26 protein-coding genes and 3 tRNA genes are annotated in these 22944 nt (G+C 63.6%); 16 read left to right on the top strand and 13 right to left on the bottom strand.

Features of this window, described 5'->3' with window-relative positions:
* Positions 1–767 precede the first annotated feature (767 nt).
* A complete protein-coding gene (locus tag JQ628_RS34830; RefSeq protein WP_349628036.1) occupies positions 768–1022 on the bottom strand; it encodes a hypothetical protein in 255 nt (84 codons plus the stop codon).
* A 387-nt stretch (positions 1023–1409) separates the two neighbouring features.
* Between JQ628_RS34830 and JQ628_RS09020 the strand changes: the two genes are divergently transcribed.
* Positions 1410–1673, top strand: coding sequence for a hypothetical protein (locus JQ628_RS09020; protein WP_212222002.1), 264 nt, complete (start codon positions 1410–1412; stop codon positions 1671–1673).
* A 105-nt stretch (positions 1674–1778) separates the two neighbouring features.
* On the opposite strand, the gene JQ628_RS09015 is transcribed toward JQ628_RS09020, so the two are convergent.
* The 5 genes from JQ628_RS09015 to JQ628_RS08995 form a co-directional block, all read right to left on the bottom strand.
* Positions 1779–1997, bottom strand: a complete 219-nt coding sequence (locus JQ628_RS09015; RefSeq protein WP_212222000.1) for a LuxR C-terminal-related transcriptional regulator — start codon at positions 1995–1997, stop codon at positions 1779–1781.
* Between the two features lie 465 nt (positions 1998–2462).
* Entirely contained in the window at positions 2463–4607 is a 2145-nt protein-coding gene (locus JQ628_RS09010; protein WP_212221998.1) for a methyl-accepting chemotaxis protein, read from the bottom strand.
* 156 nt (positions 4608–4763) lie between these two features.
* Entirely contained in the window at positions 4764–5489 is a 726-nt protein-coding gene (locus JQ628_RS09005; RefSeq protein WP_212221996.1) for an outer membrane protein, read from the bottom strand.
* A gap of 287 nt (positions 5490–5776) precedes the next feature.
* Positions 5777–6496: an outer membrane protein gene (locus tag JQ628_RS09000; RefSeq protein WP_212221994.1), complete on the bottom strand. Its 720-nt coding sequence runs from the start codon at positions 6494–6496 to the stop codon at positions 5777–5779.
* A gap of 175 nt (positions 6497–6671) precedes the next feature.
* Positions 6672–6992, bottom strand: a complete 321-nt coding sequence (locus tag JQ628_RS08995; protein WP_212221992.1) for a hypothetical protein — start codon at positions 6990–6992, stop codon at positions 6672–6674.
* Between the two features lie 94 nt (positions 6993–7086).
* On the opposite strand from JQ628_RS08995, the gene JQ628_RS08990 reads away from it, so the two are divergent.
* Positions 7087–7326 carry a hypothetical protein gene (locus JQ628_RS08990; protein ID WP_212221990.1) on the top strand — a complete coding sequence of 80 codons (240 nt, stop codon included), beginning with the start codon at positions 7087–7089 and terminating at the stop codon, positions 7324–7326.
* A gap of 33 nt (positions 7327–7359) precedes the next feature.
* Here JQ628_RS08990 and JQ628_RS08985 read toward each other — a convergent pair.
* Positions 7360–7434, bottom strand: a tRNA-Thr gene (locus tag JQ628_RS08985).
* A 483-nt stretch (positions 7435–7917) separates the two neighbouring features.
* Here JQ628_RS08985 and JQ628_RS08980 point away from each other — a divergent pair.
* The 5 genes from JQ628_RS08980 (at position 7918) to JQ628_RS08960 (ending at position 12122) form a co-directional block, all read left to right on the top strand.
* Complete coding sequence (locus JQ628_RS08980; RefSeq protein WP_212221988.1) at positions 7918–9630, top strand: FAD-dependent oxidoreductase; 1713 nt, start codon at positions 7918–7920, stop codon at positions 9628–9630.
* Entirely contained in the window at positions 9631–9942 is a 312-nt protein-coding gene (locus JQ628_RS08975; protein ID WP_212221986.1) for a UBP-type zinc finger domain-containing protein, read from the top strand. It abuts the gene before it with no gap.
* 137 nt (positions 9943–10079) lie between these two features.
* Positions 10080–10562 carry a hypothetical protein gene (locus JQ628_RS08970; RefSeq protein WP_212221984.1) on the top strand — a complete coding sequence of 161 codons (483 nt, stop codon included), beginning with the start codon at positions 10080–10082 and terminating at the stop codon, positions 10560–10562.
* Between the two features lie 79 nt (positions 10563–10641).
* Entirely contained in the window at positions 10642–11466 is an 825-nt protein-coding gene (locus JQ628_RS08965; protein ID WP_212221982.1) for an alpha/beta fold hydrolase, read from the top strand.
* Positions 11463–12122 carry an epimerase gene (locus tag JQ628_RS08960; RefSeq protein ID WP_212221980.1) on the top strand — a complete coding sequence of 220 codons (660 nt, stop codon included), beginning with the start codon at positions 11463–11465 and terminating at the stop codon, positions 12120–12122. Before JQ628_RS08965 ends, JQ628_RS08960 begins: the two co-directional genes overlap by 4 nt.
* Positions 12123–12210: 88 nt before the next feature.
* Here JQ628_RS08960 and JQ628_RS08955 read toward each other — a convergent pair whose 3' ends face one another.
* From JQ628_RS08955 to JQ628_RS08935, 5 genes are read right to left on the bottom strand one after another with little or no spacing between them, the layout of a single operon-like run.
* The gene (locus JQ628_RS08955; protein ID WP_212222244.1) at positions 12211–12972 is read right to left on the bottom strand and encodes an ABC transporter ATP-binding protein; all 762 of its coding nucleotides are present in this window, start codon (positions 12970–12972) and stop codon (positions 12211–12213) included.
* Positions 12973–12983: 11 nt separating this feature from the next.
* Positions 12984–14003, bottom strand: a complete 1020-nt coding sequence (locus tag JQ628_RS08950; protein WP_212221978.1) for a FecCD family ABC transporter permease — start codon at positions 14001–14003, stop codon at positions 12984–12986.
* 27 nt (positions 14004–14030) lie between these two features.
* Positions 14031–15053 (bottom strand): iron ABC transporter substrate-binding protein, encoded by a 1023-nt coding sequence (locus JQ628_RS08945; protein ID WP_212221976.1) that lies wholly within the window; start codon positions 15051–15053, stop codon positions 14031–14033.
* Entirely contained in the window at positions 15050–15259 is a 210-nt protein-coding gene (locus JQ628_RS08940) for a TOBE domain-containing protein (protein WP_212221974.1), read from the bottom strand. The genes JQ628_RS08945 and JQ628_RS08940 overlap by 4 nt, the downstream gene beginning before the upstream one ends.
* 16 nt (positions 15260–15275) lie before the next feature.
* Entirely contained in the window at positions 15276–16049 is a 774-nt protein-coding gene (locus tag JQ628_RS08935; RefSeq protein WP_283815776.1) for a molybdate ABC transporter substrate-binding protein, read from the bottom strand.
* 196 nt (positions 16050–16245) lie between these two features.
* Here JQ628_RS08935 and JQ628_RS08930 point away from each other — a divergent pair, with 196 nt between their 5' ends.
* From JQ628_RS08930 to JQ628_RS08895, 8 genes are all read left to right on the top strand, one after another.
* Positions 16246–16671: a DUF2948 family protein gene (locus JQ628_RS08930; protein ID WP_212222242.1), complete on the top strand. Its 426-nt coding sequence runs from the start codon at positions 16246–16248 to the stop codon at positions 16669–16671.
* A 222-nt stretch (positions 16672–16893) separates the two neighbouring features.
* The gene (gene hisD, locus JQ628_RS08925; RefSeq protein ID WP_212221970.1) at positions 16894–18189 is read left to right on the top strand and encodes a histidinol dehydrogenase; all 1296 of its coding nucleotides are present in this window, start codon (positions 16894–16896) and stop codon (positions 18187–18189) included.
* Positions 18186–18680, top strand: a complete 495-nt coding sequence (locus JQ628_RS08920) for a UPF0262 family protein (RefSeq protein WP_212221968.1) — start codon at positions 18186–18188, stop codon at positions 18678–18680. The genes hisD and JQ628_RS08920 overlap by 4 nt, the downstream gene beginning before the upstream one ends.
* A 6-nt stretch (positions 18681–18686) precedes the next feature.
* Entirely contained in the window at positions 18687–19154 is a 468-nt protein-coding gene (locus JQ628_RS08915; protein WP_212221966.1) for a low molecular weight phosphatase family protein, read from the top strand.
* 242 nt (positions 19155–19396) lie between these two features.
* The gene (locus JQ628_RS08910) at positions 19397–20020 is read left to right on the top strand and encodes a Maf-like protein (protein WP_212221964.1); all 624 of its coding nucleotides are present in this window, start codon (positions 19397–19399) and stop codon (positions 20018–20020) included.
* A complete protein-coding gene (gene yacG, locus JQ628_RS08905) occupies positions 20010–20210 on the top strand; it encodes a DNA gyrase inhibitor YacG (protein WP_212221962.1) in 201 nt (66 codons plus the stop codon). The genes JQ628_RS08910 and yacG overlap by 11 nt, the downstream gene beginning before the upstream one ends.
* Before the next feature lie 247 nt (positions 20211–20457).
* Positions 20458–21438: a Bug family tripartite tricarboxylate transporter substrate binding protein gene (locus tag JQ628_RS08900; protein ID WP_212221960.1), complete on the top strand. Its 981-nt coding sequence runs from the start codon at positions 20458–20460 to the stop codon at positions 21436–21438.
* A gap of 178 nt (positions 21439–21616) precedes the next feature.
* Positions 21617–21692, top strand: a tRNA-Phe gene (locus tag JQ628_RS08895).
* Between the two features lie 52 nt (positions 21693–21744).
* On the opposite strand, the gene JQ628_RS08890 is transcribed toward JQ628_RS08895, so the two are convergent.
* A complete protein-coding gene (locus JQ628_RS08890; RefSeq protein WP_212221958.1) occupies positions 21745–22713 on the bottom strand; it encodes an ABC transporter substrate-binding protein in 969 nt (322 codons plus the stop codon).
* A gap of 66 nt (positions 22714–22779) precedes the next feature.
* On the opposite strand from JQ628_RS08890, the gene JQ628_RS08885 reads away from it, so the two are divergent.
* A tRNA-Phe gene (locus tag JQ628_RS08885) sits at positions 22780–22855 on the top strand.
* The last annotated feature ends 89 nt before the right edge of the window (positions 22856–22944 follow it).

Genomic DNA, 22944 nt, shown 5'->3' with positions numbered 1-22944 from the left:
CCATGGTGTCGCTCGCGGAAGTGATCAATCTTTGATTGTGTTTGGCACAAACTGCACTTTCTTGCCGAGTTTTCCCGCCTTAGACTGAGCGACATGGGTGAGATCGCTTACCGCATTGCTATAATCGTTCTTGGCCTGCTTCCAGTTGGGCTGGTCGCGGCGGGTCTGTTCTCGGGCTAAGCAGCAGGGTTCCGAGGGCGGCCATCGCCGCGTGCGCCTATTCGGGTTCAATGTAGCTTTCATGGAGCATCGTCGGCCTGGACCGTCCGTCGAGCTTTACGCGATAGGCTCTGCCGCGTTTTGCTACACCCACGATGACCCCGGTATAGCTCTTAAATCTCGGGCACCGCTGTATTCCTAATGGAGTGAGGCGCACCCGCTGGCCGGGCTCCAGATCATCTCCCTCAAATTCCTGCATGCCGATTTCCAACCGCATGTCGAGGGGCAAGACCTTGCACGATGTCCTTTCAGTCGTAGACCTCGGCGCTCCAACGAGAGGCCGGCGTCAAGGGGTTGAGCCATAGCCATCCCGCCGGAGCGCGAACCGCGCAGAGCCGGAGAGCCGCACGCGGCACATTTAGGTAGGGGAAACCCCTGACCAGCGACTATTGTCCCAAAGGACATCCCGGAGGCCTTGGTCGCGAAGTTGCACATTCGGTCCGACGCACAACTTCGCGCAACCGTCAGTGAACTGACCGCTTGGCCTGCCAAGAAGGCGACTGGAGAGGGAGGCGCGCAAAAGCCCGCCTCCCTCGACACGGAGGCCGTCAGTACTGATATTGGTACTGATACGGATATTGCTGCGGACAAATATATTGGCCGTAGTTGTCGTAGTAGCAGTTGTTGCCGTAATAGCTATAGGCACCGTAAGCAGCGGCTGCGCCCGCCGCCGCCGCCGCGCCGTAGCCCCAACCGGGTCGATAGTAACCGCCGCCGTATCCCGGATAGCCGGCAATAGGACGACCGGGGCGGCCCGCAATCGGCCCGCCGGGGCGGATCGGGCGGCCTGCTATCGGGTGCACTGGCCGGGGGCCTCCTGCGAAGCGATGTCCTCCGTGTATCCGTCCCGCATGAATGGCACCCCCACGGAAGCCACCACCGCCCATAGCGGCTCCGCCGTGAAACCCGCCGCCGCCACGAAAGCCGCCGCCTCCGCCGCGCCGCGCATATGCATCATCGGGGATCAGAGTGACAGTGAGCAGAACAAATGCTGCAAGGGCAGCGAGAATACACCGGAGCATGGCGCGTTCCTCCCTATGAGATTTTTAGGCGGGCCAGTCTGAAATGCTCTTCGGTACCGGGCTTGATGCAAATCAACGTTTCCAGTGACTGCCGGATGGCAAATTAATTGGGCGTGGCCGTTCGGAAAATCCACGGTGGAGTTGTGGCGCGCTACATGGAGCCTACGGATGTGGGTCCTGATGTATGTCTTCTCATACTCAGTCAGCCCGGCCGCCACCAACGACAGGGCGGAGTGGAGGCTCCTTCCGACCGTGGTGTTTCAGGAGTTCTCAAACGAGGAGCGATGCAAGGCCGCCAAGTTGGCGCTTGAAGGCAGTTTGAAGGAAGCTGGAGCCAAACTCAAAAGCGGCATGGAGGACTTGAGGAGCCTCGGCAAGGCCGATCCAGCGCAGATCATCATTGCCTACAGCGTGGAGTGCCTTCCGAAATAAAGCCCTTGCCGACCCGATAACCGAGGTCGAGTCCCAGGCTGCCACTCATGGGCAGACCTTCGGCGAGCAATTCCGGCATCCCACAGTCTGACGGGCAGCCAGAATTCATTCGGTCTTCGAACCGGCTTGACGATATGGCCATCGGGCTAACGATTTCGCGGCCTCTTTGATTTCATCCTCCGAAGAAACGCCGAGCTTGCTTAACAGGCGCTCACGTTGCGCGGCGATCTGCTCCCGCTTGCCGCCCATCTCAACAGCAATCTGCCTGTCTGTCTTTCCCTCGGCCAAGCGCCTGAGAAGCTGCTTCTCCCGCTCTGTCAGCACGACTACTCCTTCGACACAAAGTAACTTCACTACGTGGCGGCTGCCGCTTTCGCTATTGTCTATGAGGGAAGCCCTCCATCAGATTGCGAAGTGCTTCTCGGAATGCTGCCGCCGCTGCTAGTGGTGGTGGCGCAAAAAGCCCGGCGAGCGTGATGCCGACCTGGCTCAAAATTGGAATGCGTCGGCGGCCGAAGAAATGTGACACTCGCTGGCGAAATCCAGCGATATTCAGTGTCGAAGACGTAGGTCTACACCGCCCCGATATTCGACAGGAATGCGTCGATTCCCGCACGCAGCACTTCGGCCTCACCGCGCTGGCCGCACGGCACCGGTGCTACGTGTCCCGCTGCTGGGCAGCGCACCCCGGGGGTAATCCGCTACTGTGCATGGGGTTGTTTTCGCATTTTTGTCGGCCGGGCCGAGGCGGCGGCGCCGACCCGGTCCGGGACAGCAGATCCCCGTGACTTACGCCGCCCGGATATTTTGCAGGAACGCGTCGATTTCCCCGCGCAGCATGTCGGCCTCGCGCCGCAGCGCGTCCGAGGCGGTCAGCACCTCGCCGGCGGCGGTGCCGGCCTCGTTCGAGGCGTTGCTGACGCCGATAATGTTGCTGGAGACCTCGCTGGTGCCGCCGGCCGCATGCTGGATGTTGCGGGCGATCTCGCGGGTCGCCGCGCCCTGTTCCTCGACGGCCGCGGCGATCGCGGAGGTGACCTCGTTGATCTCGGTGATGGTGTTCGAGATGTTCCTGATGGCGCCGACGGCCGAATTGGTCACCGTCTGCATGTTGACGATCTGCTGGCGGATCTCGTCGGTCGCCTTGGCGGTCTGGCTGGCGAGGTTCTTCACTTCGGAAGCCACCACCGCAAAGCCGCGGCCGGCTTCGCCCGCGCGCGCCGCCTCGATGGTGGCGTTGAGCGCCAGCAGGTTGGTCTGCGAGGCGATGGTCTGGATCAGGTCGACCACGACGCTGATGCGGGCGGCGTTGTCGGCGAGGCCCTGCATGGTGGTGTCGGTGGCGCCGGCTTCATCGACCGCCTTGCGGGCGATTTCCGAGGAAGTCACGACCTGGCGTCCGATCTCGGCGATCGACGAGGACAGCTCCTCGGTGCCGGACGACACGGTTTGCACATTGACGGAGGTCTCTTCCGCGGCGGAGGCCACCGCGCTCACCAGTGCGCTCGACTGATCGGCGGTCGCCGACATGCTCTGCGCGGTCGCCTGCATCGAATTGGCCGAGGCCTGGAGATTGTCCAGCGCGGCGCGGACGGTGGATTCGAATTCGGCGATGCGCTCTTCCATCCGGGTGGCGCGTTCCGCCTTGGCAATGCGGTCCTTGTCCTGCTCGGCGGACATTGCGCGCGCCGTGATCATGCTTTCGCGGAACACCTGCAATGCTTCCGACATTTCGGCGATCTCGTCGCTCTGGCCGGAACGGTAGATCTCCGAGTCCAGATCGCCGTTCGACAGGATCTTCATCGAGCTTTGCAGGGCGCGCAGGCGGCGCAGGATGCTGCCGCCGACATAGAGCCAGACGAACAGCACCGATCCGATCAGGGTCGCCGCGCCCAGCGCCAGCATGACCAGCGTCGCCCAGGAGATTTCCTGCTGCGCCTGCGCGGTGGCGGCGTCGGTTTCCTTGCGCACGCCGTCGACGAGCTGCTGCACGCTGATGCCGAGCCCGACATTGAGCTTGCGGGTTTCCTCCAGAATGGTCTGGCCGTAATCGTCGGAGTCGAGCTCCTTCTGGCGGATCTTGAAGATGCGCTCCTTGCCCTGGCCGAGCGCCTGGAGCTTCGCCGCCGCCTCGCCCATGGTCTTGCCGCCGGCGTTTTTCGGCAGCATCTCCAGATTGGACTTGATGCGCTCGACCGCGTCCTTGAATTCCTTTTCGATCGCTTCCAGCGTGTCGCTGTTGGTGGCCGAGAGCGCGGCCGCCATGTTGGACGCCAGCAGGTTGCCGCTGGCGATCACGTTGCCGAGCTGCTCGACCACGCGCGCGGCCTGGCTGGCATCGTCGGCCGACAGATCGACGGCGGTCAGTACGGCATAGAGCCGGCTCTGGGCATCCACCATCTCGGGCACGGAGGCAGCGACGAATTCCGCCTGCGCCTTGCGCAGCGCCTCATACTGCTTCTCGTGCTGCGCGCCCGCCTCCAGCCGTTCGCGCGCCGCCGAGCCGAGGCTGTTGATCATGTCGTCGATGCTCTTCACCGTCTCGGTGAGATTGGCGACGATTTCCTTGTCGGCGCCCAGCCTGGCGATCTCGCCGAGCTTCGCCATCACGCCGGCCTGGGTCTCCTTCACCTTGGCGGCGCGCTCTTTCAGAGTCGCCTCATCGCGCGAGGCGAGCAGCGCCGGGCCCTGGCTTGCCAGGCTGGCGCTCTGCGCCTGCAATTGCAGGCTGGCGGCGAGACGCGGAATGTCGCGGCCGCTCAGATTGGTCATGCTCTCGCCGAGGTGGTTCAGCACCCAGCCGGCGCCGGCGCTGATCAGAATCGCCATGCCGGCGATGACCGCGAAGGCGGCAAACAGGCTGCCCCTCACGCCCCATTTCGGGAAGCCAAAGCCCTTGAGCCTGAATTTGCCGATGCCGGACCGAAACGCCATTGCCTGCCCCAACCCCAGATGAAAGCCGGCGGCAGTATCGCGATACCCGGTTAACAAGTCGGGAAAGAGGGCAGAGGGACTGTCTGCTTTTATCCGGCAAACAAAAAGGCCGGCGCTAAGCCGGCCTTTCCGTCGAGAGTTTATCAGTACTTAAGATCAGTACTTGGCAACAACCGGGCCACCGCCGAAGTTGAAGCGGTAGTTGATGCCCACCTTCACGGTGTGCACGTCGTTGCGGAAGCTGCCGAACGGCGCCAGCGCGACCGGGGTCACGAAGGTCGAACGGTCGAAGTCGTAGTACTGATATTCAGCCTTGGCCGACCAGTTCTGGGCGAACATGTATTCCAGACCGGCACCAACGGTCCAACCATCCTTGTGGTCGCCGTCGAGGGTGAAGGCGGTCGGAACGCCGGCGAGCAGCAGGGTTTCGCGGTTGTCGGCGAAGGCATAACCGCCCTTCACGTAGAGCAGCGCCGGGCCCCAGGTGTAGCCGATGCGGCCGGTCACCGAGCCGATGCCACGCTGGTCGTTGGTGTAGGCGTAGCCACCCGGGAAGAGCCAGGCGCCGTTGTTGTTCGCAAGCCAGGAGTACTGGGCTTCGGCACCGAGCACCCAGTTCGGGGCGACTTGGAAGTCGAAACCGGCCTGCACACCGCCGAGGAAGCGCGCGTCATCGTTGCCGCCGGTGACAACGCCATTGAAGGTGTTGTCGTTGTTGAACGCAGCGCCGATGTGGCCGCCGATATAGAAGCCGGTCCAGTTATAGATCGGCGCGGCGGCGATCGGGGGCGCCTTGGTGTAGGGGCGGGCAGCGAGGTCGGCTGCGAGCGCCGGCGCACCGAGGGCGACGAGCGCCACAGTAGCGAGCAGAAGCTTCTTCATTTTTCTTGGTCTCCAACAGATCAATTCAGTGACGCCGACGACGTGCTGACGCCAATTCAGAGACGCGCTGATAAAATGCTTTTGCCTAAATTGCTGTCACTCATCCGACACACATGACGACAACCGACCGCGCAGGGAACACGCGCGCGTGACTGCCTAATGGAGTCCTAACAATGTCTGAAAGAAGCCTTAATTCGGGACCCGTTACGCAAGAAATGCGCAGCGATTCCGCACGCGGCGAAACTTTGTGTATCGCCGCGTTCAAGAATTCTTGATCGCTCTTCGAATCAGTACCGCGCGGCCACCGGGTTCGCGAAGTTGAAGCGATAATTCACGCCGATCTTGAGCGTGTGCACGTCGTTGCTGAAGCTGCCGAACGGCACCAGCGCAGCCGGCGCGATGAAGCGGGCGTCGCCGAAATCGTAGTACTGATATTCCGCTTTCGCCGTCCAGTTCGGCGCGAAGAACATGTATTCGACGCCGCCGCCGATGGTCCAGCCGTTCGTGTGGTTGCTGTCGAGCAGGAAGGCGACCGGCGCGCCGGCAAAGGTCAGCGTCTCGCGATTGTCCGAATAGGCGTAGCCGCCCTTGACGTAGAACAGCGCTGGACCCGCGGCATAGCCGACGCGGCCGGTGATCGAGCCGAGCCCGCGCTGGTCGTTGCCATAGACGAAGCCGCCGGGGAAGATCGCGTTGATGTTGTTCTTGCCGAGCCAGCTATATTGCCCTTCGGTGCCAATCACCCAGTTCGTAGCGAACTGCCAGTCCGCGCCGACCTGCACGCCGCCGAGAAAGCGCGCCTCATAGTCGCTCAGCACGAGGCCGTTGAAGGTATTGCTGCCGCTGAAGGCGCCGCCGAGATGGCCGCCGAGATAGAAGCCGGTCCAGTTGTAGATCGGAGCGGCTAAGATCGGCTCCCTGGCGTAGCCGCGCGGGCCGAGATCGGCGGCGAGCGCTGGAGCGGCGAGGGCGGCAAGGGCGGATGTGGCGAGCAGGATCTTTTTCATTGGAATCCCCGACAGATCGTTTGCAAGACGCCGCAGGCGTCATCGTTGGGATCCAATAAATTTGCATTTGACTAAAATGCCGTCACTCGCAGGCGGCGCCGGCCGATGCCCGGACGAATTGAACGCCGGAACCCGTTCTTTGCTTAATGAAACGTTAAAGGGCGGAGCGAGCGCCTCAGTCGAGCCGCTCGAGCACTTCTTCGCGTATCTTGCGGCGGAACTCCGCGCGCCGCGCGGGCCGCTCCTTTTCGGCGATATCGAAGCGGTCGAAAATGTCGAACTTTTCCAGGATCGGATAGCGGTCGCTCGCCATTGCGAGGATGCGCAGCCGTTCGGCGACCGGCCCGATGGGCCCGGTGACTTCCCAGCGACGGACGATGTCGACGCCGTCCGCCGGCGGCAGGCCGCATAGTTTTGCCATGTCGGCGGCCGACAGCGGCCGGCCGATCGCTTCGCCAAGATCCTTCCGCAGTTGCTTGAGTTCGGGTCCGGTCACCGGGTTTCAACGCCTCGTGTTGTGTGAAGCAGATCACACGCCGCGAATGAGGTGCAAGATATACCGCGCGCATGTATCCCAAGAGGAGGCAGCGATGCGTCGACTGATCGAAAGTCTGGCTCCCGGCAAGCGCCCGATTTCATGGAAATGGATCGGCGGTATGTTTGCATTCTACGTGTTGGTAATGGCAGCTGCGGCCGGCCTGTTCATCAATCATCAAACGTCCGCGAATCTCGCGCATGAAGCAGGCACGACTGTGGCGACCGGCAAGGCGCAGCCTGCGAGTCACACGCGCTCGCTCGTCCCGCATCTGGCGGGATTCAATTCCAAATGAGCCGAGCGTGGTGAAGAGCGCCGACAAAGAGGATGGTGCTGCCAGACAGGATTGAACTGTCGACCTCTCCATTACCAATGGAGTGCTCTACCACTGAGCTACGGCAGCATATGCCCGGGATATAGGAATCGGCACAAAAGCCCCTACAGGCGGCCGGTTCTTGCCACAAGCCCCCCGCTGGCGCAAGCATGCTAAGGGGCGGAAAGGCCGCAAAAACGGGGCAGGTATCGCCTCAGCCCGTCCAGGCCAGGCTCACGCCGGTTCCGCTGTCGCGGCAGTACCCCGCCAGAAGCCGTATTGCACGAATCACGAGATGGCGGCGGAGGGATGCCGTCGGTTATTCTCCCGTCGCGCAATCGCTGTAATGGACCCGCAATGACGCAAGAGAACGACGGTCGCGGCCGGAAAGTCGTGGCTTCAGAAAAGAAATCGCGGCAAGACCGGCTTAAGCTGGCGTTGCGCGAAAATCTCAAGCGGCGAAAGTCGCAGGCGCGCGGGCGCGGTGATGTGGCGGGCGCACCTTCCGAATCGACGGAGGCCTCCCTAGATGACCCACGCGGAAAACAGGACCGGTAGCGAGAGAGTGGGGCAATGGCGGCAGACGTCACGATCGTAGACCCGCCGCGAGGAGCGGCCATTACGTTTCCCCGGCATGAGCAGACCTTTCCGACCCTGACGCCGCAGGAAATCGAGCGCATGCGCCGGTTCGGCGAGATTCGCCGCTACGAGGACGGCGACACATTGTTCGAGATCGGCCAGCCCGGTCCCGGCATGTTCGTGGTGTTGTCAGGCAATGTCGTGATCACCCAGCGCGACGGCCTTGGGCGCGTGACGCCGATCATCGATCAGGGGCAGGGACAGTTTTTGGCCGAGATCGGCCAGCTCTCCGGCCGCATGGCGCTGGTCGACGGGCATGCCGACGGCGCCGTCGAAACGCTGCTGATCCCGCCGGAGCGATTGCGCGCGCTGCTGGTTGCCGAGGCCGATCTCGGCGAGCGCATCATGCGCGCGCTGATCCTGCGCCGGGTCAACCTGATCCAGGAAGGCAAGGGCGGTCCGGTGCTCATCAGTCCGCCGACGCTCGGCGACCTGGCGCGGCTGCAAAATTTCCTCGCCCGCAACGGCCAGCCCTATCATCTGCTCGATCCCGCCGACGACAAGGATGCCACCGATCTCGTGGCGCGCTATGCGGCCTCGCGCGCCGATCTGCCGCTGGTCGTTTGTCCGAACGGCACCGTGTTGCGCAACCCGTCGGAAAGCGCGCTGGCGATGGCGATCGGCATGATTGCCGCGCACGGCCCCGAGAAGCTTTACGACGTGGCAGTCGTCGGCAGCGGTCCGGCCGGCCTTGCCACCGCCGTCTACGCGGCCTCCGAAGGATTGTCGGTCGCCGTATTCGACTCGCGGGCCTATGGCGGCCAGGCCGGCGCCAGCATGAGAATCGAGAATTATCTGGGCTTTCCGACCGGCATCTCCGGCCAGGCGCTGGCCGGCCGAGCTTACAGCCAGGCGCAAAAATTCGGTGCGGAAATCCTGATCCCGGTTTCGGTGAAGTCGCTCGATTGCTCGAAGAGCGGCGGGGCCTTCCAGCTCGCCACCGAATGCGGGCACTTCCTGCGCGCCAGATCGATCGTGGTCGCAAGCGGGGCACGCTACCGGCGGCCGGAGATCGAGAATCTCGCAAAATTCGAGGGCCGCGGCGTCTGGTACTGGGCCTCGCCCACCGAGGCCAAGCTATGCGCCGACCAGGATGTGGTCCTCGTCGGCGGCGGCAACTCGGCCGGGCAAGCGGCAGTCTTCCTGTCCGGCCATGCGCGAAAAGTCCACATGGTCATCCGCGGCGGCGGCCTGGGGGCCAGCATGTCGCGCTACCTGATCGAGCGCATCGAGGCAACGCCGAACATCGAGCTGATCTTCAACGCCGAGGTGGTTGGCCTCGAAGGCAGCGAAGAAGCAACGCTGGAGCGCGTGCGCTGGCGCAGCCGTCTGTCGCCGGAAGTGATGACCATGGACATCCGCAACCTGTTTCTGTTCGTCGGCGCCGATCCCGCCACGACCTGGCTGGAGGGCTGCGGCGTCCAGGTCGATCGCGGGGGCTTTGTGCTGACCGGCATGCCGGTCGGCGGAAACAGCCGGCCGGTCGGGCCACTGGAGACGACCGTCCCCGGCGTGTTCGCGGTCGGCGACGTGCGCTCCGGATCGGTCAAGCGGGTCGGCGGCGCGATCGGCGAGGGTGCGCAGGTGGTGGCGGCGTTGCACGGTTTTCTTGCCGACGCGGAGAAACCGGCGGGAAGCGTGGCTTGAATGAGCGCTAAAGGCTGTAGCCACATCGCCGATATTCAAGACGTGACGCCGAGCGCGCTCGGCTGCGAAGAATGCCTGAAGAGCGGCAGCCGCTGGCTGCATTTGCGCATCTGCCGAACCTGCGGCCATGTCGGCTGCTGCGACGATTCGCCGGGCAAGCACGCGACCGCGCATTTCGAGGCCACCGGCCATCCCGTCATCGAAGGCTACGATCCGCCGGAAGGATGGGGCTGGTGCTATGTCGACAAGGTCCTGTTCGATCTGTCGAAGCGCAAGACACCGCATAATGGCCCGATACCGCGCTACTACTGAAGCCGACTGCGCGAGCTCGCCGTTCTGATACTTTCGTCGGCGATTGCAAAATCCCACGATCCACTCGTGGGAAGATGTGGAAATTTGTTCCGGCACATCGTAGCGTGAGACATGGGTCTCAAAGAGGAGCAAGCCACATGAACGTGGTGATTCTTATTCATGTGGCGATCAGCCTGATTGCGATCATTACGGGCTTTATCGTGATGTCTGGAATGCTCGATTCCAGGCGCATGCCAAGCATGACCAATACCTTCCTGTGGACCACGATCCTCACCAATGCCTCCGGCTTGATCATCCCGCCCTTGCTGTTCGACAAATTTCTGCCGTCGCAAGCGATCGCCATCCTTTCGCTGGTGCTGCTCGCGATCGCCTGTTTTGCGCTGTACAGCCAGAACCTCGCCGGCAAGTGGCGCTGGGTGTACGTGCTCACCGCGCTGATCTCGCTGTACCTCAATACATTCGTGCTGGTGATCCAGTTGTTCCTGAGAATACCGGCGCTGAGCGCGCTCGCTCCCGGTGCTCCGCCGTCGGGGCCGGCGTTCGGCGTGGTGCAGCTCATGGTGCTGGCGTTCTTCGCCTTCATGATCTTCCGCGTGATCAGGCGCTATCATCCGGCCTGAGCCGGCAAACAGATCATCTTTTTCCCGGGTGACCAGCGCGCCGGCGGCGCGTTGATTGCTCATTGCATTGGAGTTCGCCATGCCCACCATCAAGACCAAGGACGGCGTCGACATCTTCTACAAGGACTGGGGCAAGGGACAGCCGATCGTGTTCAGCCATGGCTGGCCGCTGTCGTCGGATGATTGGGATACGCAGATGCTGTTCTTCCTTCATCACGGCTTTCGAGTGATTGCGCACGATCGCCGCGGTCATGGCCGATCCAGCCAGGGCGCCGACGGTCACGACATGGATCATTATGCCGATGACCTCGCGGCGCTGACGTCGCACCTCGACCTGAAGAACGCCGTGCACGTCGGCCATTCCACCGGCGGCGGCGAGGTCGTGCATTACATCGCCCGCCACGGCGAGAGCCGGGTGGCGAAGGCGGCGATCCTCAGCGCGGTGCCCCCGCTGATGGTGCAGACGCCAGCCAATCCCGGCGGCTTGCCGAAATCCGTCTTCGACGACTTGCAGGCGCAGCTCGCCGCCAATCGCTCGGAATTCTATCGCGCGCTGCCGTCAGGGCCGTTCTATGGCTACAACCGGCCGGGCGCCAAACCTTCAGAGGCTGTCATTCAGAACTGGTGGCGGCAGGGCATGATGGGCGGCGCGAAGGCGCATTACGATGGCATCGTCGCCTTTTCGCAGACCGACTTCACCGAGGATTTGAAGAAGATCACGGTGCCGGTGCTGGTGATGCATGGCGACGACGATCAGATCGTTCCCTATGCCGATTCCGGGCCACTGTCGGCAAAGCTGTTGAAGAACGGCGCGCTGAAGACCTACAAGGGTTTTCCGCACGGCATGCCGACGACGGAAGCCGCGACGATCAACGCCGACCTTTTGGCGTTCATCAAGGGATGAAAGTCATCATCTTCGGCGCCACCGGCATGGTCGGGCAGGGCGTCCTGCTCGAATGCTTGGTCGATGCCGGCATCGAGGCCGTGCTCGCGGTCGGGCGCAGCCCGACCGGACAGAGCCATCCGAAGCTGCGCGACCTGCGGCACGATAACTTCACGGATTTTTCCGCGATCGAGTCTCAGCTCGCCGGCTACGACGCCTGCTTCTTCTGTCTCGGCGTCAGTTCGATCGGCATGGATGCGGAACGCTATCGGCACCTGACCTACGATATCACCATGGCGGCGGCGACGACGCTTGCAAAGCTCAACCCCGGCATGGTGTTCACCTATGTCACCGGCCGCGGCACCGACTCCACCGAACAGGGCTCGCTGATGTGGGCGCGGGTGAAGGGCAAGACCGAGAACGACCTGCTCAAGCTGCCGTTCAAGGCGGCCTACATGTTCCGCCCGGCCGGCATCCAGCCGCTGCACGGTGTCCGCTCCAAGGTCGGCTGGATCAACGCCGTCTACGTTATCTGCGCGCCAATACTGAGCTACTTCCACCGTGCCATGCCACAATACATGACGACCAGCGAGCAACTTGGCCGCGCCATGATCAAGGTCGCGCGTGACGGCTATCCGAAGCAGATACTGGAGAGCGAGGACATCAACCGCATCTAGTTCGCGGTCATTCCGGGACACGCGAAGCGTGGACCCGGAATCTCGAGATTCCGGGTCTGGTGCTTCGCACCATCCCGGAATGACACCGTTAGCCCGGCACAAACGCCGTGCCGTCGGCCCCGGATATCATCTGCACCGGAGCGTCGTAGAGTGCCTCTAATTGCGCTTGGGTCAGGATGTCTCTCACCCGGCCCTCGGCGACGATCTCGCCGCCGCGCAGCAGGCACGCGCGGTCGGCGGCGCGCAGCGCGTGATTGGGATCGTGGGTGGTGAAGAGCACCCCCAGGCCGGAGGCCGCCAGTGCGCGGATCTCGCGCATTACCTTGCCCTGATTGCCGAAGTCGAGATTGGCGGTCGGCTCGTCCAGTACGATGAATTGCGGCTCCTGCGCCAGCGCGCGCGCCAGCAGCACCAGTTGCCGCTCGCCGCCCGAGATCATGGTGTAGGGCCGCGGCGCAAGCTGTGCGATGCCGAGGCGCTCGAGCGCGGACATCGCGACCATGCGGTCTTTCGCGGTCGGGCGCGCGAACAGGCCACCATGCGCGGTACGGCCCATCAACACCACGGTTTCAACCGGGAAGGCGAACGTCGCAATATGGGTCTGCGGCACATAGGCGATCAGTTGCGCGCGCTGGCGGATGCCGCGCAAGGAAAGCGCCGCGCCGCCGAGCCGCACCTCGCCGGCCTTCGGGCGGAGCAGGCCGAGCAGTGTCTTGAGCAGCGTGGTCTTGCCGCCGCCATTCGGTCCGAGCAGAGCCAGCACCTCGCCGTTCTCCAGGCGCACATCGAGCCCGCTGCCGACGACGCGGTCGGGATAGCCGATGGTTAGTTTTTGGCCCTCGAGGATCATGACCAGGTCTTTCACGACCACGTCTTTTGCATGCTGGCGAGCAGCCAGATGAAGAAGGGCGTGCCGATCACGGCGGTGAGGATGCCGAGCGGGATTTCCACCTGCGCCAGGGTGCGGGCGAGCGTGTCGATCACGAGAAGATAGCCGCCGCCGAGGATCGCGGCGGCCGGCAGCAGCTTTGCAAAATCGGGGCCGACCAGTGAGCGCGCCAGATGCGGCACGACCAGTCCGACCCAGCCGATGATCCCGGCGGTCGCCACGCTTGCAGAAGTGACCAGCGTCGCAGCGGCGACGATCGCAACGCGCAACGGCCCGGTGGCCACGCCAAGCGCGCGCGCCTCTTCCTCCGGCAGCGACATCACGTTCATGCGCCAGCGCAGCGCCACCAGCACTGCGGTGCCGAGCGCGACCGGTCCGAACAGCGGCAGCAGATCGGGCACGGTCGTCGACGACAGGCTGCCGAGCAGCCAGAACGTCATGGCCGGCAACTGATTGTAGGGATCGGCGAGATACTTCACGAGCCCGACGCCGGCACCGAACAGCCCCCCCACCACGACGCCGGTCAGCACCAGCACCAGGATCGGATCGCGTGAGCGCACCGACGCGCCGATGATGTAGACGGCGGCGACCGCGATCAGCCCGCCGAAGAAGGCGACCGCCTGGATCGCGAACACGCTGAGCGAAAGATAGATGCCGATCACGGCGCCAAGCGCCGCGCCCGATGATGCTCCCAGTATGTCGGGAGAGACCAGCGGATTGCGGAACAGGCCCTGGAACGCGGTGCCGGCCACCGCCAGCGCCGCGCCCACCAGCATCGCCGCCAGCACGCGCGGTCCGCGCACTTGCAGGATGACGCTTTCAACCGCGGGCGGAACGTCGGCGCGATGACCTCCGAGCTTGGCGGCGAGAACGCTGAAGAGATCGCCGAGTCCGACCGGATAGCGGCCGACGGTCAAAGCCAGCAGCAGGCCCGCGATCAGCACCGCGATCGCGAGCGAAAAACCGGGCAGGGTGGATCGGGAAGGCTTCATGTGCGGCGGCTCATGTCCCGCAGGCTATCAATCCCGGCCCGCAAGTACATGGTCGATTTGCGCCGGTGTCGGCGTCACGTGATAGAAACGGGTATAGAAATCCTGCGTCAGGGTGTGCAGGTCTTCCGGGAATTTTTCCGGATAAAGGATTTTGGCAAGCCACCACAACCCGATCAGGCGGTTGACCGACGGCGGAAAATCCACCCAGCCGAACGGCATTTTGGGCGACAAATGAACGCGGTTGTCGCGCACCGCCTTCACCGAAGCCCAGGCCGGATCGTTGCGCACGGTCGATGCGAACTCCTGGTCGATGGTGACGATCACATCGGGATTCCACACCAGCACCTGCTCGATCGAGACATTGGCAAGCCCGCCTTGCGTCTCGCCCGCGACATTGCGCGCGAGCATCTCGATGGTCTCGACATTGATCGAGCCGCCAAGGCCGGTCGAAAGGCCGCGCGGCGCGCGGGCGTAATAGACTTTTGGCCGTTCGCCGGCTGGAATTGTTTCGATGCGGCCCAGGACCGTCTTCAGCGTATCCTCGGCATAGCGCGCCAGTTTTTCGGCGTCATCGCTCCGGCCGGTCAGCATGCCCAGCGTGCGGTAGGCTTTCGCGATGCTGGCAAAGCGGCCGTCGAGCAGGGCATAGGGAATATTGGTCTGCTCCTGCACACGATCGGCCAGCGAGACATAGGTCGCGCTGGTGGAGCCGACGTCGAGGATGAGGTCCGGCTTTTGCGCGAGCACGGTTTCGAGATTGGCGGTGTTGCCGCGCCCGGTGATGCGGCCGACTTCCGGCCGCGCGCAAATCTCCGGCAGCAGATAGGCGCATTCCTCGGCGCGGTTGGCACGCGGCCAGCCGATCAGGAGATCCGGCGCCAGCGTGTAGAGCAGGATCGCCGCTGGCGGCCCGGCCGGAAACACGCGCGTCACCTTCGCCGGAATCGCAACGTTGCGTCCCGCAGAATCGGTGACGGTCTCGGCCCAGGCGGCAGCCGGCGCGAGCAGCGCCGCCGCCAGGGCCGCGATCAGGGTGCGGCGATCAATCAATCGACGCCCACCATCACGTCGCTCGCCTTGATCACGGCGACGGCCGCCTTGCCCTTGGCCAGCTTCAAGTCCTCGACGGCCTCATTGGTGATCGAGGCGGTGACGATGACGCCGCCGCCGATATCGATCCGGACATGCGAGGTGGTCGCGCCCTTGGCAACTTCGGTGATGGTGCCCTTGAGCTGGTTGCGTGCGCTGATCTTCATGCGGTGCTCCTTGTTGCTAGTCCGGCAGATTGGGTGCCGAGAATCCGTGGCTTGCCAGCACACGCTGCCCCTCGGACGACAGCATGAACAATGCGAATTGGTAAGCGCCAGGTGATGCATCTTTTGTGACGGTAAGCCCGTAATCCGCGCTGACTGCCAGCGCCTCCGGCAACGCGACGGTTTGCAGCTCCGGATTTTCCTTCCGCGCGTCGCGCGCAGCGGTGCAATAAGCGAGGAAAATGTCGGCGCGGCCTTCGGCGATATGCCAGCCATAGGGATTGCGTCCGGTGGGAGGCGCCGCGCTGGTCGCGCCGCCGGTGAGCTGTAGCGCCTTCGTCTCCAGCGTTGCGCGCGCGTTCGGCCGAATGCCCTCTGTCTTGCGAAACGTCTCGAACGCGTAATCGCCGGACGGATCGGCCTTCGGCGTCGACGTTGCCAATTTGACGTCGGGATCGAGCATGCGCTCCAGCAAATTCTCGCTGGTCACGGCGAGCCCGGGACGAACCAGCGCGCAGAGCTTGTTGCGCGCAAAGAGAACCACAGGTGCGCTTCTGCCGGTCTTCGCGAGCGCCTGCGGGTGCTCCATGTTGGCGGAGGCAAATATTTCGGCCTTGCCGCCCGTGGCAATCTCATCCTTCAGCAATCCTGAAGGACCGAATTTGGCCTGCACCTTGAGGCCGGCGGATTTCTCGAAGGCGTCGCCGACTTCGGTGAGCGCGCCGCGCAGGCTGCCCGCCGCATGGAGGAGAACGGCGTCCGCCGCGTTCGCTGACATCGTGGATACGCTCATCAATAAGGCCGTGACGGCCAGCCGGCGATTTAGCATGACAGCCGCATCCTCTCTTCGCCGGCCCCTGGTCGCTTGTGACGGAATGTAACCATAAATCGCGCATCCTGACCCATCAAATCGCGACCAGCATGGTCACATAGCCGGAACCTATGGCGGCTTTTGCGATTGGAGCATGCGCAAGGTAAGCTGCTCCGCCATGAATTCGCCGCTCAAACTGATCGCGCTCGATGCCGACGATCTCGCTGTGATCTCGACGCATGTGCAGGACGCTCACGTGCAGGCCGCGGATATCATCTGGCGGCAGGACGAGAAGCGGCTGGTGATCGGCATGAATCGGCTGGACTGGGAACAGACGCTGGCCGGTGAGACCTCGCCGCGGCGGCTGGTCGCTGCTCTCCGCTTCGACCGGGTGCTGGCCTGCAAGTCGCGCAACATCGATCTCGAGGCGCCGCAGGCCGCGCTGGACCTGATCGGGATCGAGTTTCATCCGGGCGATCCGCCCGGCGGCAGCGCGCTTCTGCTGTTCAACCAAGGCGCGGCGCTGCGGCTGGACGTGGAATGCCTGGAATGCGAGCTGACCGACCTCGGGCCGGATGATTTCGGGACGGCGCCGGCGGGGTGACCCCCTTTCGTCGTCCCTGCGAACGCATGCGTTCGCAGGGACCCATACCGCGTGATGTATCGATTTCGGGCGGTGGCCGATACCTCCTAAACCAACCAAATCCGGTGGTTACGGGTCCTGCTTTCGCAGGGACGACAGGTCATTTGCTCCTTGCAAGGGTTGACGGCGGCACCCCCGGCGCGCCATTGAGCAGTAGAGAAAATCCCGCAAGTAAAGCCGCCAATGCCCATTCGCCTCGACCGCAGCAGCGCCGATTTTGACCAGCGATTCGCCGCCTTCCTGGCCGCCAAGCGTGAGGTGTCGGCCGATGTCGAGAGGGCGACCCGCGCCATCGTCGACGACGTAGCCGCGCGCGGCGATGCCGCGCTGATCGAGGCGACCAGGAAATTCGACCGGCTCGACATCGACGCCAAAGGCCTGCGTGTGACTGCGGCCGAGATCGATGCGGCAGTCAAGGCGTGCGATACCAAAACCGTCGAGGCGCTGACCTTTGCGCGTGACCGGATCGAGAGCTTTCATGTCAAGCAGATGCCGAAGGACGAGCGCTTCACCGACCCGCTCGGTGTCGAGCTCGGCTGGCGCTGGAGCGCGATCGATGCCGTCGGCCTCTATGTGCCCGGCGGCACCGCAGCCTATCCGTCCTCGGTGCTGATGAACGCGGTGCCGGCCAAGGTCGCGGGCGTGCCGCGCGTGGTGATGGTGGTGCCGTCACCGGACGGAAAGCTCAATCCGCTGGTGCTGGCGGCCGCCCATCTCGGCGGCGTCTCCGAAATCTATCGCGTCGGCGGCGCGCAGGCAGTCGCGGCACTTGCTTACGGCACCGCGACCATCGCGCCGGTCGCAAAGATCGTCGGGCCCGGCAACGCCTATGTCGCCGCTGCCAAGCGGCTGGTGTTCGGCAAGGTCGGCATCGACATGATCGCGGGGCCTTCGGAGGTGCTGGTGATCGCTGACGACACCGGCAATGCCGGCTGGATCGCCGCCGATCTACTGGCGCAGGCCGAGCACGATGCGAGCGCTCAATCGATCCTGATCACCGACAGCGCGCGTCTGGCCGCCGAGGTCGAGCGTGCCGTGGAGTCGCAGCTTGCGACCCTGCCGCGCGCGGAGATCGCGCGTGCCTCGTGGAATGATTTCGGCGCCATCATCATGGTGAAAAATCTCGACCAGGCAGCGGAGCTTGCGAACGCGATTGCCGCCGAGCATCTGGAAATCATGACTGCCGATGCCGAAACTGTCTCAGCGAAGGTCCGCAACGCCGGCGCAATCTTCCTCGGCGCGCATACGCCGGAAGCGATCGGCGATTATGTCGGCGGCTCCAACCACGTGCTGCCGACCGCGCGCTCGGCGCGGTTCTCATCCGGGCTTGGCGTGCTCGATTTCATGAAGCGCACTTCGATCCTGAAATGCGGTCCCGACCAATTGCGCGCGCTGGGGCCTGCGGCGATGACGCTGGGCAAGGCCGAGGGGCTGGAAGCCCATTCACGTTCCGTCGGGATGCGGCTCAATCTGCCATGACCAGCAAGCCCGCCGACGAGGATCCCAGCAATCGCATCGTCGCGGTGACGCTCGACGAGGAATCGATTGGCCGTTCCGGGCCCGATATCGAGCACGAGCGCGCGATCGCGATCTACGATTTGATCGAGCAGAATCTGTTTGCGCCGGAGGGCGCACAGCAAGGGCCGTTCACGCTGCACATTGCCATCACCGGCAACCGGCTGATGTTCGACATCCGCCGCGAGGACGGCACGCCCGTGGTCGCGCATCTGCTGTCGCTGACGCCGTTCCGGCGGATCGTGAAGGACTATTTCATGATCTGCGACAGCTACTATCAGGCGATCCGGACAGCGACGCCGGACAAGATCGAGGCGATCGACATGGGCCGCCGCGGCATCCATGACGAAGGGTCGCGCACGTTGCAGGAACGGCTGAAGGGCAAGGTGCGGGTCGATTTCGAAACCGCGCGTCGGCTCTTCACGCTGATCTGCGTTCTTCACTGGAAAGGATAGGCCAAGGTGGTCGCGCCAGCGCGCGCGAAAAATCCGCAGGCGGTGTTGTTTGCCTGCGGGCAGAACAGCGTGCGCTCGCCGATGGCCGAAAGTCTGTTGAAGCAGATGTTTCCGCAGGCGCTTTATGTGAAGTCCGCCGGCGTCAAGAAAGGCGAGCTCGATCCGTTTGCGGTCGCCGCGATGGCGGAGCTCGGCCAGGACATTTCCAGCCACAAGCCGACCACGTTCGAGGAGCTCGACGATTGGGAGGGGCTGAATTTCGATCTCATCATCACGCTGTCGCCGGAGGCGCATCACAAGGCGCTGGAGCTGACGCGCACGCTGGCCGCCGATGTCGAGTATTGGCCGACGCCCGATCCCACCGGTACCGAAGGCAGCCGCGAGCAGAAACTGGCCGCCTATCGCGAGGTCTGTGACGGCCTCTTGATGCGCATCCGCCGGCGATTTGCCAAAGCCGGCGCCGCGAGCGGTTAGCCTGTCGTCCCTGCGAAAGCAGGGACCCATACGCCGCGGCTCATCGATTTGAGGCGGTACGAGTTGACGTGTTTCATTTCCATGACAACAAGCCGGTGGTTATGGGCCCCTGCTTCCGCAGGGGCGACGGAAAGATTTATCCGTGTAGCCACAAAGGCTTGTTCCCCGGTTGTGAAAGAGGGGCCCATCCGATAGTTTCCGCGCGCATTCACCCCGCCGATTCCCGCTGCGACAAATCCTGCATGCTTGGCCGTCCCAAATTCGTTCTTGCTTCCGGCTCGCCCCGGCGACTGGCGCTGCTCAACCAGGCCGGCATCGAGCCCGATGCGCTGCGCCCGGCCGACGTCGACGAAACCCCGCGGCGGGGCGAGCTGCCGCGCGCCTGCGCCAATCGGCTGGCGCGCGCCAAGGCCGACGCGGCGCTCAAATCGGTGCAGCTCGACGACGAACTGCGCGGCTCCTTCATCCTCGCCGCCGACACCGTGGTGGCGGTCGGCCGCCGCATTCTGCCCAAGGCCAACCTGGTCGATGAAGCCGCGCAATGCCTGCGATTGCTGTCGGGCCGCAACCACCGCGTCTACACAGCGATTTGCCTCGTGACCCCGAAGGAAGCGTTTCGCCAGCGCCTGATCGAAACGCGTGTGCGCTTCAAGCGGCTCAGCGAGGACGACATCCAGGCCTATATCGGCTCCGGCGAATGGCGCGGCAAGGCCGGCGGCTATGCGGTGCAGGGCATCGCCGGCTCCTTCGTGGTGAAGATGGTCGGCTCCTACAGCAACATCGTCGGCCTGCCGCTCTATGAATCGATCACGCTGCTCGGGGGCGAAGGTTTTCCCGTGCGCTTCGGCTGGTTGAATGCCGGCTGAGCCGAAAGCGAACGGCGCCTCGAAGGGCAAGGCCTCGAAGGCGAAGTCTTGCCCGATCTGCGGCAAGCCGGCGGTTGAAGCTTCAAAGCCGTTCTGCTCCGAGCGCTGCCGCGACGTCGACCTCAACCGCTGGCTCTCCGGCTCCTACGCCATCCCCGGCCGTAACCAGACGGACGAAGACGAGGAGTAGCCACCAGCCGTCATGCCCCGCGAAGGCGGGGCATCCAGTACGCCGAGGCTTCTCGGTTCGATCACTGACGTCTCTGGAATACTGGGTCACCCGCCGGAGCCTGTCAGCGGGCGCGCATTCGCGCGACCGTTGGCGAGTGACGACAGGTAGGGCTGCGCGGCATTGATTTGCCGCACTCCTTCGCCACGCTTGCGCACAACAACAAGACCCGCAGCAATCGGGCGGTCGCTTCAGGAGGAGTGCGTCCATGCTCAATCGCCGCCGCTTCGTTGGCCTCGGTGCGACTGCCATCGCCGCCCCTTTCGTTCGCGCCGCCCGCGCCGCCGGCGTGGACTGGCCGGCAAAGCCGGTGCGGATCGTCGTGCCGTTCACGCCCGGCGGCTCGACCGACATCACCGCGCGCCTGATCGGCAACCGCCTTCAGGACGTCTGGGGCCAGACCGTCGTAGTGGAGAACAAGGGCGGCGCCGGCGGCAATATCGCGGCCGACCTCGTCGCCAAATCCGATCCCGACGGATACACGATTTTCATCGTCGGCCCGGGCATGGCGACCAACAAGTTCCTCTATCCCTCGCTGACCTACGATCCCGTCGGCGATTTTGCGCCGGTGACGCGGCTGATCACCCAGCCCAACATGATGTGCGTGCCGAACACCTCGCCGGCAAAATCGGTGAAGGAGTTCATCGCCTTCTGCAACGCGAACCGGGGCAAGGTGACATATGCCTCATCCGGCAACGGCACCACGCTGCATCTGTCCGGCGAGCTGTTCAAGCGGCTGGCCAGGGTGGAGATGACACACGTGCCCTATCGCGGCGGCGCGCCCGCGATCAACGACCTGATTCCCGGCCGTGTCGACGTCATCTTCGACAACGTGCCCTCGATCATCGCGCATGTGCGCGCCAATCATCTGCGCGGGCTCGCCGTCTCCACCACGGAGCGGGTTGCCATCGTGCCCGACATGCCGACGATCGCCGAGACGGTTCCCGGCTTCGACGTGTTCTCCTGGTTCGGCTTCTTCGTGCCGGTCAAGACGCCGCCGGAGGTGATTGCCAAGCTCAATGCCGACACCAATGCCGCGCTGGTTTTCCCGGCGGTGAAATCGCGCTTCGAGGAGCTCGGCGCCGTGCCAAAAGGCTCGACCCCTGCGGAGCTCGCCGCGTTCCTCCAGTCCGAGATCGCCAAATGGGGCCCGGTGATATCAGAGGCCAGGATCAAGCTGGAGAATTGAGGCCGGCCCAAAGTTTTCGCGGGACGGCGCGATTTTTGCGGCCCGCCTGCCTGCGCCATCCCCAACTTACTGATTCTGCGGCGTTTCGCGGCTTCCGAAGGTTTGCGGGATGGGTAGACAGGACGATCCGACCTCACTATAAACCGCCCGCTCGCGTCTGCCTTTGGGCTCGCGGCATGCCCAGGTAGCTCAGTTGGTAGAGCATGCGACTGAAAATCGCAGTGTCGGTGGTTCGATCCCGCCCCTGGGCACCATTTGCATCCTTTGCTGCGCACCAGCAGACGCGGTTGCAGACGCTGCTCTGGACTAGCCGATTATTTCATCTGCCCGCGCCAGGAGCGAAGGCGGGAATTTGATACCGAGGGCAGCGGCCACCTTCTGGTTGAGAACCAGTTCGAATCGCGTTGGCCGCTCCATGGGCAGGTCGGCGGGGCGGGCGCCTTTCAGGATTTTGTCGACGTAATAGGCGAGACGACGCGCAGCGACCGCCTGGTTAGGGCCGTAGGTCAGCGCCATTCCCTCCCAGTCTCCCCAACTGCCTGCCATGAGGATCCGGTTTTTTGTTCCAAACTCGGCAATCATTTTCCTTCGCTGCAACAGCAGCCGGCTTGAAACCGTGATGAGCGCTTCCGCACGTTCGCTGATCGCAGCCTCGAATGCAGCGTCAAAGTCGCCGGGCTGGCGCACCGCCAGCGATTGCAGCTTAATCCCAAGCGCCGTCGCGGCGCGCTGGGTTTCGCGGTATTCGGGATCGGCGTGATCCGGATTCCACAGCACTGCGACGCGCGAGATGCCTGGTGCGGCTTCCTTGACCAGCTCGACTACTTTGCCCGCGAGCTCGTCATAGATCAGCGTAATTCCGGTAACGTTCCCGCCAGGGCGTGCAACACTTGCGACCAGGCCGGCCTGCACCGGATCGTTGCTGACCAGGACCACAATCGGAATCGAAGAAGTGGCTCTTTTCATGTGCGGCGCCACGTCGCCGCCGAAAGCAAAGATGACGTCCGGATTGAGTTGTGCCAACTCCGCAGCAAGGGCAGGAAGCCGTTCGGGCTTTCCTTCGGCATAGCGGTATTCAACAGCCATGTTCTTGCCGTCGACATAGCCAAATTCTTGCAGACCTTCGAGTAAAGGTTTGACCGGGTCGAGTTGCGGCGAGTTGAACATCAGGATTCCGAAGCGTGTGACCTTCGCAGGAGTTTGGGCGAACGTCCGAAAAGGAAGCAGAGCCGCTGTTGCACCGAGCGCAGCGAGAATCTGACGGCGATGGTTCATGTTAATTCGCTTTCAGTGAAAAACTTGCCAGTATTTGCCGCAAGCTAACGTAGCAGGCAGCGGCATGCCGAGGTAGCTCGGTTGGTAGAGCGTGCGACTGAAAATCGCAGTGTCGGTGGTTCGATCCCGCACCTGGGCACCACTTCCGCATCCTTCACTTTCAGTTACTTGGCCGTCGATCCCGCGTTTTTTACGAAGCCACCTACTGTCGATCGCGCGGCGCGGGCGGAG

This window comes from Bradyrhizobium lablabi (genome assembly GCF_018129385.1).
GTDB classification, from domain to species: Bacteria; Pseudomonadota; Alphaproteobacteria; order Rhizobiales; family Xanthobacteraceae; genus Bradyrhizobium; species Bradyrhizobium lablabi_C.
Note: the sequence above shows the minus strand (reverse complement) of the source record. Positions and strands in the feature narration are given on the sequence as shown.

Coding starts and splice junctions, on each gene's coding strand:
- JQ628_RS09020 (WP_212222002.1), top strand. CDS start 1,410: ATGTGGGTCCTGATGTATGTCTTCTCATACTCAGTCAGCCCGGCCGCC.
- JQ628_RS09010 (WP_212221998.1), bottom strand. CDS start 4,607: ATGGCGTTTCGGTCCGGCATCGGCAAATTCAGGCTCAAGGGCTTTGGC.
- JQ628_RS09005 (WP_212221996.1), bottom strand. CDS start 5,489: ATGAAGAAGCTTCTGCTCGCTACTGTGGCGCTCGTCGCCCTCGGTGCG.
- JQ628_RS09000 (WP_212221994.1), bottom strand. CDS start 6,496: ATGAAAAAGATCCTGCTCGCCACATCCGCCCTTGCCGCCCTCGCCGCT.
- JQ628_RS08990 (WP_212221990.1), top strand. CDS start 7,087: ATGCGTCGACTGATCGAAAGTCTGGCTCCCGGCAAGCGCCCGATTTCA.
- JQ628_RS08980 (WP_212221988.1), top strand. CDS start 7,918: ATGGCGGCAGACGTCACGATCGTAGACCCGCCGCGAGGAGCGGCCATT.
- JQ628_RS08975 (WP_212221986.1), top strand. CDS start 9,631: ATGAGCGCTAAAGGCTGTAGCCACATCGCCGATATTCAAGACGTGACG.
- JQ628_RS08970 (WP_212221984.1), top strand. CDS start 10,080: ATGAACGTGGTGATTCTTATTCATGTGGCGATCAGCCTGATTGCGATC.
- JQ628_RS08965 (WP_212221982.1), top strand. CDS start 10,642: ATGCCCACCATCAAGACCAAGGACGGCGTCGACATCTTCTACAAGGAC.
- JQ628_RS08960 (WP_212221980.1), top strand. CDS start 11,463: ATGAAAGTCATCATCTTCGGCGCCACCGGCATGGTCGGGCAGGGCGTC.
- JQ628_RS08955 (WP_212222244.1), bottom strand. CDS start 12,972: ATGATCCTCGAGGGCCAAAAACTAACCATCGGCTATCCCGACCGCGTC.
- JQ628_RS08950 (WP_212221978.1), bottom strand. CDS start 14,003: ATGAAGCCTTCCCGATCCACCCTGCCCGGTTTTTCGCTCGCGATCGCG.
- JQ628_RS08940 (WP_212221974.1), bottom strand. CDS start 15,259: ATGAAGATCAGCGCACGCAACCAGCTCAAGGGCACCATCACCGAAGTT.
- JQ628_RS08935 (WP_283815776.1), bottom strand. CDS start 16,049: ATGAGCGTATCCACGATGTCAGCGAACGCGGCGGACGCCGTTCTCCTC.
- JQ628_RS08930 (WP_212222242.1), top strand. CDS start 16,246: ATGAATTCGCCGCTCAAACTGATCGCGCTCGATGCCGACGATCTCGCT.
- hisD (WP_212221970.1), top strand. CDS start 16,894: ATGCCCATTCGCCTCGACCGCAGCAGCGCCGATTTTGACCAGCGATTC.
- JQ628_RS08920 (WP_212221968.1), top strand. CDS start 18,186: ATGACCAGCAAGCCCGCCGACGAGGATCCCAGCAATCGCATCGTCGCG.
- JQ628_RS08910 (WP_212221964.1), top strand. CDS start 19,397: ATGCTTGGCCGTCCCAAATTCGTTCTTGCTTCCGGCTCGCCCCGGCGA.
- yacG (WP_212221962.1), top strand. CDS start 20,010: ATGCCGGCTGAGCCGAAAGCGAACGGCGCCTCGAAGGGCAAGGCCTCG.
- JQ628_RS08900 (WP_212221960.1), top strand. CDS start 20,458: ATGCTCAATCGCCGCCGCTTCGTTGGCCTCGGTGCGACTGCCATCGCC.
- JQ628_RS08890 (WP_212221958.1), bottom strand. CDS start 22,713: ATGAACCATCGCCGTCAGATTCTCGCTGCGCTCGGTGCAACAGCGGCT.